Genomic DNA, 14,029 nt, shown 5'->3' on the forward strand with positions numbered 1-14,029 from the left:
AAAATCATCTTTTCTTTGTTATAATTGTTAGCGTTTGATAACATGAGGATAGAAATGAGTAGACATACAAGAAAATATCAATGTAAAAAAAGTGCATTGTTAGAGTATCATGAAATTATTGAATGTATCATGACAGCACTTGACGCTAAAAGCCCTTATACGGCAGGACATTCAAAAAGAGTAAGTGATATGGCAGAAATTCTTTGTGGATTACTCGGTTTAAATAGAAGTGAAACACGGATGATTCATATTGCTGCCCATTTGCATGATATTGGGAAAATAGGAATAGATGACGCGGTTTTAAATAAAGAAGGAAAATTAGATGGGCGAGAATGGGAAATGATGAAGACACATCCTCAAATTGGTGCAAACATTCTTGATAAATCTCATTTATTAGCACCTTTTAGTAAAATTGTTTTACACCATCATGAACGTTTTGATGATAAAGGATATAGTTATGGACTTAAAGGAAAAGAAATTCCTTTAGGATCACGTATTATTGCTTTATGTGATTCAATTGATGCGATGTCATCAAAAAGAAATTATCGTGATATACAATCATTTGATTTTTGTTATCATGAAATAGAAAAGAATTTAGGAAAAATGTATGATCCACAAATTGGACAAGCGGTTTTGGATCATTGGCCTCTTTTTGAACAGTACATATTAAAATCAAGGGAAAAGTAATTTTCTCTTTTTTTTCGTTTTTATCAAGAAATTGACAAAAAAACATACAATGTCATGAGGTGGTTTTACATGTTAAAAAAAGGATTATGTTTGTTCGTGGGGATCATGATGCTTTTTTGTCAAATCAATGTTGTTCATGCAACGAATCTTGCAAGTGGGGCAGAAAGTGCAATTTTGATTGATGCAAATAGCCAACAAATTTTATATCAAAAAAATGCGACAAAAAAGCTTTATCCGGCATCGACAACAAAGATTATGACGATGATTTTATTGTTTGAAGCCATTCAAGAAAAGCGTTTGAAATGGGATGATATTTTAACGTGTTCAGCTTATGCTTCAAGTATGGGAGGAAGTCAAGTCTATCTTGAAGAAAATGAAACAATGAGTGTCTTTGAACTCTTTAAATGTATTGCAATTGCTTCGGCTAACGATGCAAAACACATCGGGTAACTGTTTATATTGGAATGTTAAATATTGACTTATCAAAGTACAATGATGAGTTTCATCATAGTTATGGAAATTGCAAAGTGAAGATACATATTGTTTATTAATGAGGGCGTGTTCGCTCCAAAATTCAACCGTGTGCGATTTGTAAGGAAAAATAAAGGAATAATGCCATTATGAATTATAAGAGAACGTGTGGCGAAATATGAAAGAAATCTTAAAATGAAGATTTCTTTTTTAACGTTATGAGGATATATTAATTATTCAAATCATGAATTTGACTGTGCAGGTTAAAGGCTAGGTGTAAAAGTGGGTGTAGGATCTTTAATAACAATTGAATTTATCTTGATAAAATGGGACTAATTTAGAAATAAAAGAGGGTGTAAATAACATTAATTAGGAGGAGATTATGGCAGAAACTAGAGAAAAAATAACATTTTTGGTATCAAAGGAGCAAAAAGAAAAACTTATACAATATATCAATATATCTAACGATAAAGGAATAACTGATTTTATACTATCGGCTATGGAGTTTTATGGTGGGTATTGTATGACGAGTCAAAAAAGTTAAGTGTGTAATCTTAACTCAAAAAAATTATATATACAAGACTAGATGTTTCATGATTATTCATCGATAATGCTAGCAAGGAGTGGATAGTCATGAATGAAAAAGTCAAAGTGATAAAAGTAGAATTAAAACAAGAATATGGTGAAGAAAAATTAAAAACATATTATCCTGAAGATGTAGAACTTGATGATATTATTATGAGTGTTTATAGTTTATTAAATTTTACAAGTATTATGTTCGAGTACAGTTCTTATCAATTTGATTTAGACATGTCACAAATAAAAACTTGTCTTTATGAGTCAAAAGAAAACATAGAAAATATGCTACAAAAAATCAGTAATTAAAAAGATATGATTTTCTTGTAAGAAAACCATATCTCTATTTGTTTATTGGGATGAGTCTGTCTATTTGATATCACTAGAGGAGTGCCACTGTGTCATACCTGTAACTACTTTTATAACATCTCGTTACAGAGAACATAAATATATTATGCAATCATTTATAATATATGTTGATGCATTTTATAAAATTTTATTTATTAATTTTAACAGATGACCAATATTTTTTAGTCTGAATAATTATAGTAGGAATCAATGCAAATGCATAAATAACAAATAATTGAGTTATCGAGATTGTTTGAATCATAAATAAACTGTGCATAAATGGCACGAATAAAATGACATGCAGTAAAGAAAATCCAATTAAGAATGCATAGATGCTTGAACGATTTGTATAAAAACCAATCTTTGTTAATGGAAGATTGCTACGACAATTGAAACCATGTAATAGACGAGCTAGACAAATTGTAGCAAATGCCATAGTAGATGCAACAAGAGGATCTTGTTTTAGTCCAAATAAATAAGCACACATTGTACAAATTGCAATTATAATACCTTCAAAAGTGATTTGTAAAACAGTTTGTTTGTTTAGAATAGAATCGGAAGAACTTCTTGGTTTTTCTTTTAAAACACCATTTTTTCCTGTTTCCATACCAATTGCGATGGCAGGTAATGAATCTGTAATTAAGTTCATAAATAGTAGGTGTACAGGGAAGAAAGGTGTTGGCAATAAAAGTAATGATGCAATGAAAACACAAAGAATTCCAGCAAAGTTACCAGATAATAAATAGTTGATCGAATTTTTAATATTACGATAAACATTACGTCCAGTGATCACTGCTTTAACAATTGTTGAAAAATTATCATCAGTCAAGATCATACTTGCTGCATCTTTAGAAACCTCTGTTCCAGTTATTCCCATTGCAACACCGATATCACTTTGTTTTAATGCTGGAGCGTCATTGACACCATCACCTGTCATTGCGACGATATCGCCACGTTTTTGCCAGGCTTTTACAATTCTAATCTTATGCTCAGGAGCAACTCTTGCATAAACACTAATATGAGGTAATTTTTCATCAAGTTCCTCTTCACTCATCTTATCTAATTCATAACCTTCAATAGATAAATCCCCATCTTCATAAATCCCAATTTGCGTAGCAATTGCTCTGGCAGTCACAACATGATCACCTGTAATCATAATAGGTTTAATACCTGCTATCTTACATTTAGCTACCGCATCTTGACTTTCAATACGTGGTGGATCCATTAAAGAAACTAAACCTATAAATGTTAAATCATGTTCATCTTCTAATGTGACTTGATTTCCTCTGTAATCTTTATATGCAAAACCTAAAACACGTAAACCATTGTTTGCACATCTTTGATTTTCTTTTTCAATCGCATCTAGATGTCTTTTTGTAATGGGTTCTTTAATACCATTAATTAATATTGTTGAACATCTTTTAATAATAACATCAGGAGCACCTTTTGTATAAATATGATTTAAAGAAGAAATGCTCATTAATTTTCTATCAGAATCAAAAGGTAATTCAGAAGTTCTCACTGCAGTATGTTTGAATTCAATATCATTCTTTGTATATTCATGAACCAAATCAATTAAAGCAAGTTCAGTTGGATCACCAATTCTTTGTTCACCGTTGATAACTGCATTATTACATAATAAACAAGATTTTAATAAGACACTGTGATCATGATGACGATTATCTAATTCAGAAATTTTCATTAAATGATTATAAAAATAAATTGTTTGTGGTGTCATTTTATTTTGGGTTAAAGTTCCTGTCTTATCGCTACAGATGACAGAGACACACCCTAAACTTTCAACTGAATTTAAGTTCTTGATAATCGCATTTTCTTTGACCATTTTTTGAGTACTCATTGATAAAACAATTGTGACAATTGAACTCAATGCTTCTGGAATTGCTGCAACTGCTAAAGCGACAGCAATCATTAAAGAATCAATTAAAGATTGTTTTGCTAAAAAGAGATTTAAACATAAAACAATGAGTGAAATAAAGAAAATACCAATAGATAGCTTTCCACTAAAATCATCTAGACTTTTTTGTAAAGGTGTTTTTCTTTCTTTGGCATTGTTTAACATTGATGCAATCTTTCCAATTTCAGTTTGCATACCAATATGGGTAACGATATAACGTCCTGTTCCATTTGTAACTAAACTACTTGAAAAAACCATATTTTTTTGATCACCAACAACAACTTGACCAGTAATCACATCCGTTGTTTTATCGACACTTTCTACTTCTCCAGTTAATGCACTTTCATTGATTTGGAGAGATGAGCATTCAATAATACGTCCATCACCACTAATCACATCACCTGCTTCAATTTGGACAAGATCGCCAATTGTTAGTTCTGTAGAATCAACTTCTTGAAGTGTTCCCTCACGTATAACTTTCGCTTTAGGAACAGAAAGTTTCTTTAAACTATCCAATGATTTCTCTGCTTTTAATGTTTGAATCGTTCCGAGTATTGCATTGACAATAATAACACTGACAATAACAATTGTACTTTCTATCTGTCCGCTCATTCCAGAAATGATTGCTGCAATGATTAAAATAATAACTAATAAATCTTGAAATTGTTTAAGAAAAATCATAAAAGGATTTTCCTTTTTCTTTTCATCTAAGATGTTATAGCCAAATTGCTGATGACGTTTGATAATTTCTTCATGACTTAATCCATTTTCACTTGTTTCACAAGCTTTCATAACTTCAGATATTCTTTTTTGATAATACATATATGCCTCCTATCTCTTTAGCAAACAAAAAAAGACAAGCTCGCTAAAGAAAATTATTCTTTAACGAGTCTTGTCTTTAAGATGCACCAGGATATTAAATCCGCGTCTGTTGATAACATCACACATTTTTGTGAGACTACTCCCTCATTGGAAAGTATAATAACATAGTCATAAAAATATGTAAATAAATTTATGAAAATAGTGGTTAAGTTTCGTCAACCGAAATTGATAATGTCTCAAAAATAATCAAACATTAGCACCATAACGGTGCTTTTGTTTTGCAGCATAACTGACAAAGCTCGCTTTTCTCCATGGATGATTCATTGGAGGAATATACTTTTTCTTTTCTTTCTTAGGTGCTTCCTTAGGAGCATCAAATTCCTTTGATATTAGTTCATATTCGGGTACTTCTTCCATCAGATAAAGCTTATCAGCGATATTTGCCAGAAGCTGTCCATCAAATGTCTCAATGACCATGTAGTCAGTCTTTCCTGCAAAGTATCTTCTGTCACCATTTTCAGGTACTGGAAAATGGTATTTACTCTGGAATCTGATGCAGTGGCCTTTGTCTATAGTTCTAGTTGAAAGTACTGCAAGAGTACGATTAATTTCCTCCATAGATGGTTGCTTCTCATATACCGATTCGGTACTGTTAAGGCGTAGAGCGAACTGATCATTGAATTTTTTTATGTAGGAGTTTAAAAATTCATTGACGTCCTCTATGTTGGTGATATGAGTGTGCCTTCGTTCGACTGGTAATCGTGACTGGAGCGTCTGGTTGAGTCTTTCGACTCTCCCTTTTGCTTGGGGTACGCTCGTAGTTTTTATATCGATTCCCAGATTATGACAGGCATAAGAGAACTGAGTGAATGTGTCCTCAGCATCTGAAGGTCTGTTTTTTTCTTTTATATTCAAATACAGTACGTCTGTCAGTATAAAATAAAGTAGGGATACCATGATTCGTTAATATTTGATGGAGGACATTGTAATATCCTTTAAGAGTTTCTTGATAATCAAAGTAGGCACCAACGATTTTACCATCGGCATCATCAATTGCAACATGCAGATGCCACACTTCTTTTTCAATCCAATGGAATGATGATGCATCCATCTGTATCATCTCACCTGCATATTTTGATTTAGGACGTCTTGGATGTTCATCCTGTTCATCAAATATTTTGGAGAGAGCACTTCCTCAGCTTTCATCCAGTTGTTGAGTGTTGTATCACTTATCTTTATACGAAAGTCACTTTCCACAATCTCACAGAAGTGAGTGAAGTTTGCGCCAGAGAAATCATTAATATAAAGAGAGATGATCTTATTCTTTATATCTAAAGGAACTGCAGAAGCGGGCAGTCTTCCACGGTTTCCATGCATGAATCTCTTCTTTCCCTGTTTCTTGTATTTAATGATAAGTTGTTGATTGTTCTTACTGTACATCCAAGCTTAGTAGCTGCTCTTTTCTTATTTTCATCTGTTTCTACAAGTTTCTTGATTATTTCATACTTATTCTGTTCATTCATTCTCAATTCAACCTTTTTCATAATAACCTCCCCTGGATACATTGAGATATTATCATTTTTGAATCAGAAATAATCAAAAAATATTTAAAAAGCTGTTGACTTTTTAATAATATTAAATTATTATAAGGGCGTAGAAAAAAGAATAAATAGGTTTGTAACTTCCTTTGAAGGCTTTCCCGAAAAATTCTTATGATTTTTTGGTTGCAGATAAGGAAGTTTTTTTGTTAGATAAAATAGAAAAAGGAGAAAAAATAATGTTTAGTTTATTTAAAAAAGAAAAATTTAAAATTGTTTCACCACTAGATGGACAATTGATATTATTAAAAGATGTACCCGATAGTGTATTTTCTCAAAAACTTATGGGAGATGGTTTTGCAATCATTCCACAAAGTCAAGTTGTTGTTTCACCAATAAGTGGTGTTGCTGAGAGTGTTTTTCCAACTGGTCATGCTGTAGGAATTAAAACAAAAGATGGGATTGAATGTATTGTTCATATAGGTTTAGATACTGTTGAATTAAATGGAGAAGGTTTTACCTCTTTAATTTCACAAGGTGATTATGTAAAAGCTGGAGAACCTATTGTTCAATTTGATAATCAATTTATTAAAGATAAAGGTTACAATTTGACAACAATGGTAGTTTTTCCTTCAGGGTATGAAAAAGATTTTAACTTAGGTGAAAGAGAAGTTAAAAAAGGTGAAGTTCTATTTTAGTTATAATTGACAAGAGTGAAGTGAATCAGTAATATTAAGTTATGTTTTAAATAATCAATAACAAATGGACTGGGGTTGAAAAGAATGAAGGTTATAAAAAATATTAACAATAACGTTGCTATTTGTGTTGATGATAATGGTCATGAAGTGGTCGCGATGGGTAAAGGAATTGGATTCTCAAAGCCTCCATATGAAGTTGATTTATCAAAGATAGATAGAACATACTATAGTTTAGATTCTCATTATGTTACTTTATTAAGTGAGATTCCTGAAGAGGTAATTGATGTCACATTAGAAATTGTTGAAAAAGGAAGTGATTACTTAGGAGTTAACCTTAGTAGAACATTTTGGTTTTCACTTTGTGATCATATTAATTTTGCAATTGAGAATGTAAAGAACGGGCTTGTCATAAGTAACCCAATGACAAATGAAATCAAGCATTTGTATGAAAAAGAAATGTTATTAGGAAAATGGGCTATTAACCATATAGAAAAAAGATTATCTATTCAGTTGCCTTTGAGTGAGGTAAGTGGGATAGCGTTGCATTTCATTAATGCAGAACAAATGACTACAATTGGAACACAAAAAGATGAAATAACACATTTTATAGATGATATTACAGAAATTGTTGAGAGTGAAATGAATATTATTATTGATCGTAATGATTTTAATTATTCTCGATTTGTAACACATCTTAAATATTTATTAAAACGTTCGACACGATTAAATGAAACAAATTCTGAGAATGTCAAATTATATGATGAAGTATATGAGAAATTTCCAGAATTAAGAAAAACTATAGAAAAAATTAAATTATATATTTTGGCTGAATTAAATATAGAACCTAGTAAAGAGGAGCTTCTATATTTAGTTATACATATTAATAGATTTTGTACAAGAGCAGGATTGTAACTTAAATAAGGCTTTACCTGATGTATACTAAGAATGTTTTCATAATGTTCTTATTAGCATCAGGTTTTATTTTGGGCTTTTACAAGATAAAATAGCGCGCAAATATCTTGTTAGCATATATATTATATTAAAGAGAGGAAAGAAAAATGGCAAAGTATACAGAGTTTTGTAATGAAGTTATTAAAAATGTCGGTGGCAAGGAAAACATTTCAGGTGTTGTTCATTGTATGACAAGATTACGTCTTAATGTTAAAGACAAATCAAAAGTAAACGTTGAAGCAGTAAAAGAAGTGAAAGGTGCAATTGGAGCACAATTCTCTGGGGAACAGTTCCAAATTATAATTGGACAACATGTTTCAGAAATATACCCAGAGTTTTGTGAAATAAGTGGAATTGAAAAAACAAAATCAATCGAAGAAAATCTAGATAAAGAACCGTTTGATTTTAAAAAGATTCCAGGAAAAGTCTTAGATTTTATTTCAGGATCTATTGCTCCAATTTTACCTATTATGATGGGTGCAGGATTATTTAAAATGTTATATGCAATGTTGGGTCCAGATTTGTTCAATGTTATGAATGTGGAACATCCTTTTATGAAAATGATATCAATTGTAGGAAATTGTGGATTTTACTTTATGCCTATATTTGTAGCATGGTCAACTGCTAAGAAAGTTAATACAAGTATTCCGATGGCATTATTATTAGGAGCATTGTTAATTGATCCTAATATTCTAAGTATTGTAACAACAGGTGAACCTTTTAAAATGTATGGTATTCTATCAATGCCTTTAGTTAATTATGCACAAACATTGTTACCAACTTTACTTACTGTTTGGGTATTGCAATATGTTTTTAAGTTTTTTGATAATGTTATTCCAAAATCATTTAAGATTATGGGAGTACCATTTTGTACATTATTTATCATGATTCCTTTGATGTTTTGTGGATTAGCTCCAATTGGTAACTGGTTAGGTGAAGGTATGTCATGGGTTATCACAACTTTATATGATGTTGCAGGACCATTGGCTATTGCTTTGGTAAGTGCAGTATTCCCATTTTTAATTGCTACTGGTATGCATGTCGCAGTTGGTCAAATTGGTTTGGTCAATATGACAACTGCTGGATTTGATCCTGTAGTATTCGTAGGTATGAACATTGCATATTATGCTATGTCAGGTATGATTGTAGCTTATTTAATTCGTGCAAAGGGCGAAGAAAAACAAATGGCAGGAGTTAATGCAGTAACTTTAATTGTTGGTGGTATTAGTGAGCCTACAATCTTTGGTGTATTAGTGAGAAATAAAAAAGCAATGATTGTACAAGTTATTGGAAGTGCAATAGCAGGGTTAGTTGGTGGTTTCTTAGGAGTAACTGTTTATTCTTTTGGAGCAACAAACTTCATGACTATTCTTCAATTTGCTGGAGGACCTGGACAAGATTTTATCAATGCATGTATTGCTTGTGGTATAGCATTTATTGTTCCTTTGGTTTTAGGCTTAATGATTGGATTCGATGAAAAAAAAGGATTTAAATTAAGAAAATTTAAATCAAATAAATTATCAAAATAGTTATAAGATTTAGGTTCATTATTGAACCTATTTCTTTGTATAACAAGAGGAGATATTCATGTTAAAAATTTCTAAAAACAAGCAAACTTTATTAAAAGATGGAAAAACATTTTTTTACTTAGCAGATACTTGTTGGTCTGCATTTACAAATATAAGTGATGAAGAATGGGATTATTATTTGTATAAAAGAAAAGTTCAAGGTTTTAATACGATTCAAATTAATATTCTACCACAATGGGATGCATCTCTAACCAATTTCAATTTTAATCCTTTTATTAATAATAATCCAAATTATTTGAATGATGAATATTTTGAACACGCAAAGAAAATGTGTGAAAAAGCTAAGAAAGAAGGATTTGAATTATCATTAGTGCTTTTGTGGTGTAATTATGTACCTGGAACATGGGCGTCTTCTTTAATTCCTGATGGCGTGTTACCTTTTGATTGCTTAAAAAATTATGTTGAAAAAGTTCATGAAACATTTAGTAAATTTGAACCATTATATATTGTTAGTGGAGATACCGATTTTCCAACTCAAGAATCTATAAAGTATTATGCTTACGTTGCTTCTGCTTTAAAAAAACTTGCACCAAGTTGTTTATTAACAACACATATCAAAGGAAGATATACATATATTCCAAAAGAAATATATCAGTATTTAGATCTGTGTTTTTATCAAAGTGGACACAATGCAAAAGATTTATCCATGCCATATTCATTAAGTGAAGAAATGCAAAATAAATATCCAGGGAAACCATTAATAAATTCAGAACCATGTTATGAAGAAATGGGATACTCAGGACAAATGTACGGGCGTTGGACTCGTTTTGATGTACGTCGTTGTGCTTTTATGAGTATTTTATCTGGAGCATGTGCTGGTATAACATATGGAGCAGCAGGAATATATAGTTGGCATAAAGTGAAGAAAAGTTTCGAAAGTTCTTTAGGTGAGGGATTTGATATGCCTAAGTCATGGGAAGAAGCAATGTCTTTTACTGGTGCTTGGGATTATGGATATATAAAAGCAATATTTGAAGAATTAAAGGTTAATTCAATAATACCAAAACAAGATATATTGATTAATGATACTAATGATATTCGAGTTGCTCAAGCGAATAATGGATTGATTTTTGTATATGTTCCATATAATACAACTATTCGATTATCTATTAATCTCGATGGGTGGAGTATAAAAGCTGTTGATTTAGCAGAGCGATTTATTGCAAATATAAAAATGATTGTGAAAGAAAAGCATACTGTTATTGATATGCATCCATTTTCTCAAGATGCATTACTAATATTAAAAAAAGAAAATGAAGAGGTGTGTGAAGATGTTTGATAAAGATTTTTTATGGGGTGGTGCTACTGCTGCTAACCAGTATGAAGGTGGTTGGCAAGAAGGGAAAAAAGGTATAAGTACTGCTGATTGCTGTACAAGAGGTTCTAAAACGGAACCTAGAAAAGTTACTTACAAGACTAAAGATGGTAACATTAAAGCAGATAATCTGTTTGGTATGGAAATTAATGATGATGTAGAATTTGGATGTTTTGAAGGCTATGATTATCCTAGTCATAGAGCTAGTGATTTTTATAATCATTATAAAGAAGATATAGCTTTGATGGCAGAAATGGGATTTAAATGTTATCGTATGTCAATTGCATGGACAAGAATATTTCCAAATGGTGATGAAGAAGAGCCAAATGAAGAAGGATTAAAATTTTATGATCAAATTTTTGATGAATGTTTGAAATATGGAATCAAACCGTTGGTCACATTATCACATTACGAAACACCAGTTGGTTTAGTAAATAAATGGGGTTCATGGAGTGATTCAAGAACAATTGATTGTTTTCTTCGTTATGTGAAGTCAGTAGGTGAAAGATATAAAGATAAAGTTGAATATTGGTTAACTTTCAATGAAATCAATTGTATAGATTTTAGTGGATGGGTTGCAGCAGGTATACCTAATCAAAATCCCCAAACAATTGCTGATGCTGCTAAAAACCAATTGATTGCTAGTGCTAAGAGTGTTATAACATTACATAATATTAATCCAAATAATAAGGTTGGAAATATGATTGGCTATGGTATCAAATATCCGAATACTTGTCACCCAAATGATATTTTAAAAACATGGGAAGAAGCAAATGAAGATTATTTTTATTGTGATGTACAAGCACGAGGATATTACCCACGTTATAAATTAAAAGAATATGAAAGAAATGGAGTTGTTTTTTCTTTAAATGATAAGGAAAAAGAAATTCTTAAATCTGGAACAGTTGATTTTATTAGTTTTTCTTATTATATGTCAAATTGTATTTCGGCAGATCCAAAGGTGGCTCCTAATCAAAGTGGAAATATGTCATTTGGAGTGAAGAATCCATATTTAAAAGCTAGTGCTTGGGGTTGGCAAATTGATCCAAAAGGCTTACGAATTGCCTTAAATTATTTATATGATCGTTATCAAAAACCATTAATGGTTGTTGAAAATGGATTAGGTGCACAAGATGAAGTTGATGAAAATAATAAAATACATGATACATATCGTATTGATTATTTGAGAGATCATATTCTAGCAATGGAAGAAGCTGTTCGTATTGATGGTGTTGAATTATGGGGTTACACCTCTTGGGGATGTATTGATCTTGTATCAGCATCAACTGGTGAAATGCATAAAAGATATGGATTTGTTTATGTAAATTACCAAGATGATTGTAGTGGAAATGGAGAAAGAATACGAAAAGATTCTTTTTATTGGTATAAAAAAGTTATTTCTTCACAAGGAAGAGATTTAAAATAGGAGGATTTTATATGAATAGATTAGAAAATAAAGTTGCAATTATTACTGGGGCAGCAATGGGACAAGGAGCTGCTGAAGCTTATCTTTTTGCAAAAGAAGGAGCTAAGGTTGTAGCAACAGATATGTGCGAAGATATTTTGAGAGAAACTGTTCAAAAAATTAATGAAGATTTTTCACATTCTACAATTGCCTTGAAATTGAATGTAACTGATGAAGAAGAATGGAAGAAAGTTGTAGAAGAATGTATTAATCAATTTGGTACTGTTGATATTTTATTGAATAATGCAGGTATTGGATCAAAAGGTATTAATTATGATAAGACAGATTATCAAGCGTTTGAAAATGTGATGAAGATTAATGCTTGGGGACCTTTTGTTGGAATGAAAACAGTTGCGCCAATTATGATTAAGAATAAAAAAGGTTCTATTATTAATGTTTCATCTTTAGCTGCAGTAAAAAGTATTGAATTCAATGCTTATAGTCTTTCTAAAGGAGCAGTTATTTCATTAACAAAAGCAGCTTCTGCTGATTTAGGGAAAAATGGTATTCGTGTTAATACTATTATTCCTGGTACAATAGAAACACCAATGACAAAAATTATTTGTGATTATCCCAATGTTTTGAATTCATGCATTGAAAAGACTGCTTTAGGACATATTGGTGAAGCTGATGATATTGCATATTGTGCCTTATATTTAGCAAGTGATGAATCAAAGTATACAACAGGTACAGATATAACGATTGATGGTGGGCAACGATATAAAGATACTTTAGAATTAGAAATGTAAACATTAGAGGTGAATATTTTAAAACTAGCTTGATGTTTGATTTTATTATTTGGAAAGTGCAGTATTTATTAATTCTTCTTATTATGTAGATATTATAGATAAATTAAATATGAAATAATTAATAGTAAGAAAAATTTATTCTGTTATAAAGTGTCACCAGAAATGTTAGAAATAATTTCTTCTCTTAGTAATTATGCAAAGTATAAATTAGTGAGTACAAGTATTTTTAAAGTTTTAGTACAATGATTAATGATATATTATAGATGTTATTTTAATTATAATACTTTAATTGTTCATATTTTTGGTATTATTCGTGTAACATATCAAGATTAAAATAGGAATTAAATCTAGATTTAATTCCTATTTTAGATTCTATTGTATTTTTTATTGAAAATATAAAATAATTATGGAATTGTATTAGAACTGCTCTAAAATAAATAATCTCCAAAGTTGATAAATTATGATAACTTTATTTTATGGTTTATCATAAGGAGCATAATAAAATGGCAGAAAATGATTTATCTATTCGCAGTTCAGCTGCTGAATATTTAACATATATAGCATCAACAGGAAATACTGACGAAAGTATTGAAATTCGTTATGAAGATGAAAATATACGGTTAACACAAAAAATGATGGCTGTTTTATATGATGTTGAAGCTCATACAATCAATTATCATATTAAAAAGATATTAGAAGATAATGAATTAAATGAAAATTCAACTATTCGAAAATTTCGAATAGTTCAAAATGAAGGTGAAAGACAAATCACTATAATTTACAAATGATTATAGCTGTAGGATTTAAAATTAATAATGAACGTGCTATTCAATTTATAAAATGGGCAAATACAATTGTAAAAGATTATACAATTAAAGGTTGGGTTATGGATGATGAAAGATAAA

General features: G+C 30.5%; 13 protein-coding genes and 1 pseudogene. 12 read left to right on the forward strand and 2 right to left on the reverse strand.

The genetic code is table 11. The annotated features are described in order from the left end of the window. The first annotated feature begins 54 nt into the window (after positions 1 to 54). From LJD34_RS04470 to LJD34_RS04485, 4 genes are all read left to right on the forward strand, one after another. Complete coding sequence (locus LJD34_RS04470) at positions 55 to 687, forward strand: HD-GYP domain-containing protein (protein ID WP_227359285.1); 633 nt, start codon at positions 55 to 57, stop codon at positions 685 to 687. A 69-nt stretch (positions 688 to 756) separates the two neighbouring features. After that, complete coding sequence (locus LJD34_RS04475) at positions 757 to 1,137, forward strand: D-alanyl-D-alanine carboxypeptidase family protein (protein WP_227359286.1); 381 nt, start codon at positions 757 to 759, stop codon at positions 1,135 to 1,137. Positions 1,138 to 1,540: 403 nt separating this feature from the next. Continuing rightward, on the forward strand, positions 1,541 to 1,702 hold the full coding sequence (locus tag LJD34_RS04480) for a hypothetical protein (protein WP_175301072.1): 162 nt from the start codon (positions 1,541 to 1,543) through the stop codon (positions 1,700 to 1,702). Positions 1,703 to 1,791: 89 nt separating this feature from the next. Beyond that, positions 1,792 to 2,043 carry a hypothetical protein gene (locus LJD34_RS04485; RefSeq protein ID WP_117346789.1) on the forward strand — a complete coding sequence of 84 codons (252 nt, stop codon included), beginning with the start codon at positions 1,792 to 1,794 and terminating at the stop codon, positions 2,041 to 2,043. A gap of 187 nt (positions 2,044 to 2,230) precedes the next feature. Here the strand turns inward: LJD34_RS04485 and LJD34_RS04490 are convergent, their stop codons facing one another. Further along, positions 2,231 to 4,819 (reverse strand): cation-translocating P-type ATPase, encoded by a 2,589-nt coding sequence (locus tag LJD34_RS04490; RefSeq protein ID WP_117481324.1) that lies wholly within the window; start codon positions 4,817 to 4,819, stop codon positions 2,231 to 2,233. Positions 4,820 to 5,065: 246 nt separating this feature from the next. Then, a pseudogene (locus LJD34_RS16740) lies at positions 5,066 to 6,342 on the reverse strand (ISNCY family transposase). A 254-nt stretch (positions 6,343 to 6,596) separates the two neighbouring features. Here LJD34_RS16740 and LJD34_RS04510 point away from each other — a divergent pair. From LJD34_RS04510 to rhuM, 8 genes are all read left to right on the forward strand, one after another. Then, positions 6,597 to 7,055 (forward strand): PTS glucose transporter subunit IIA, encoded by a 459-nt coding sequence (locus LJD34_RS04510; RefSeq protein WP_117346791.1) that lies wholly within the window; start codon positions 6,597 to 6,599, stop codon positions 7,053 to 7,055. 84 nt (positions 7,056 to 7,139) lie between these two features. After that, positions 7,140 to 7,967 carry a PRD domain-containing protein gene (locus LJD34_RS04515; RefSeq protein WP_117346792.1) on the forward strand — a complete coding sequence of 276 codons (828 nt, stop codon included), beginning with the start codon at positions 7,140 to 7,142 and terminating at the stop codon, positions 7,965 to 7,967. A gap of 146 nt (positions 7,968 to 8,113) precedes the next feature. Continuing rightward, positions 8,114 to 9,535, forward strand: a complete 1,422-nt coding sequence (locus LJD34_RS04520) for a PTS transporter subunit EIIC (protein WP_117346793.1) — start codon at positions 8,114 to 8,116, stop codon at positions 9,533 to 9,535. A 58-nt stretch (positions 9,536 to 9,593) separates the two neighbouring features. Next, the gene (locus tag LJD34_RS04525; protein WP_117346794.1) at positions 9,594 to 10,874 is read left to right on the forward strand and encodes a DUF4038 domain-containing protein; all 1,281 of its coding nucleotides are present in this window, start codon (positions 9,594 to 9,596) and stop codon (positions 10,872 to 10,874) included. Next, the gene (locus LJD34_RS04530; RefSeq protein ID WP_117481326.1) at positions 10,867 to 12,336 is read left to right on the forward strand and encodes a glycoside hydrolase family 1 protein; all 1,470 of its coding nucleotides are present in this window, start codon (positions 10,867 to 10,869) and stop codon (positions 12,334 to 12,336) included. Before LJD34_RS04525 ends, LJD34_RS04530 begins: the two co-directional genes overlap by 8 nt. Positions 12,337 to 12,347: 11 nt before the next feature. Further along, positions 12,348 to 13,124 carry an SDR family NAD(P)-dependent oxidoreductase gene (locus LJD34_RS04535; RefSeq protein WP_117346796.1) on the forward strand — a complete coding sequence of 259 codons (777 nt, stop codon included), beginning with the start codon at positions 12,348 to 12,350 and terminating at the stop codon, positions 13,122 to 13,124. Positions 13,125 to 13,627: 503 nt separating this feature from the next. After that, positions 13,628 to 13,912 (forward strand): hypothetical protein, encoded by a 285-nt coding sequence (locus tag LJD34_RS04540; protein ID WP_227359288.1) that lies wholly within the window; start codon positions 13,628 to 13,630, stop codon positions 13,910 to 13,912. Continuing rightward, the gene (gene rhuM / locus LJD34_RS04545) at positions 13,909 to 14,028 is read left to right on the forward strand and encodes a RhuM family protein (RefSeq protein ID WP_227359289.1); all 120 of its coding nucleotides are present in this window, start codon (positions 13,909 to 13,911) and stop codon (positions 14,026 to 14,028) included. Before LJD34_RS04540 ends, rhuM begins: the two co-directional genes overlap by 4 nt. The last annotated feature ends 1 nt before the right edge of the window (position 14,029 follow it).

Source organism: Faecalibacillus sp. MSK20_93 (genome assembly GCF_020589945.1).
GTDB lineage: Bacteria > Bacillota_I > Bacilli_A > Erysipelotrichales > Coprobacillaceae > Faecalibacillus > Faecalibacillus intestinalis.

Excerpts from the sequence above, each read along its gene's own strand:
- LJD34_RS04515 (WP_117346792.1), top strand. The coding sequence starts at position 7,140 with ATGAAGGTTATAAAAAATATTAACAATAACGTTGCTATTTGTGTTGAT.
- LJD34_RS04480 (WP_175301072.1), top strand. The coding sequence starts at position 1,541 with ATGGCAGAAACTAGAGAAAAAATAACATTTTTGGTATCAAAGGAGCAA.
- LJD34_RS04475 (WP_227359286.1), top strand. The coding sequence starts at position 757 with ATGTTAAAAAAAGGATTATGTTTGTTCGTGGGGATCATGATGCTTTTT.
- LJD34_RS04510 (WP_117346791.1), top strand. The coding sequence starts at position 6,597 with ATGTTTAGTTTATTTAAAAAAGAAAAATTTAAAATTGTTTCACCACTA.
- LJD34_RS04470 (WP_227359285.1), top strand. The coding sequence starts at position 55 with ATGAGTAGACATACAAGAAAATATCAATGTAAAAAAAGTGCATTGTTA.
- LJD34_RS04490 (WP_117481324.1), bottom strand. The coding sequence starts at position 4,819 with ATGTATTATCAAAAAAGAATATCTGAAGTTATGAAAGCTTGTGAAACA.
- LJD34_RS04525 (WP_117346794.1), top strand. The coding sequence starts at position 9,594 with ATGTTAAAAATTTCTAAAAACAAGCAAACTTTATTAAAAGATGGAAAA.
- rhuM (WP_227359289.1), top strand. The coding sequence starts at position 13,909 with ATGATTATAGCTGTAGGATTTAAAATTAATAATGAACGTGCTATTCAA.
- LJD34_RS04520 (WP_117346793.1), top strand. The coding sequence starts at position 8,114 with ATGGCAAAGTATACAGAGTTTTGTAATGAAGTTATTAAAAATGTCGGT.
- LJD34_RS04540 (WP_227359288.1), top strand. The coding sequence starts at position 13,628 with ATGGCAGAAAATGATTTATCTATTCGCAGTTCAGCTGCTGAATATTTA.
- LJD34_RS04485 (WP_117346789.1), top strand. The coding sequence starts at position 1,792 with ATGAATGAAAAAGTCAAAGTGATAAAAGTAGAATTAAAACAAGAATAT.
- LJD34_RS04530 (WP_117481326.1), top strand. The coding sequence starts at position 10,867 with ATGTTTGATAAAGATTTTTTATGGGGTGGTGCTACTGCTGCTAACCAG.
- LJD34_RS04535 (WP_117346796.1), top strand. The coding sequence starts at position 12,348 with ATGAATAGATTAGAAAATAAAGTTGCAATTATTACTGGGGCAGCAATG.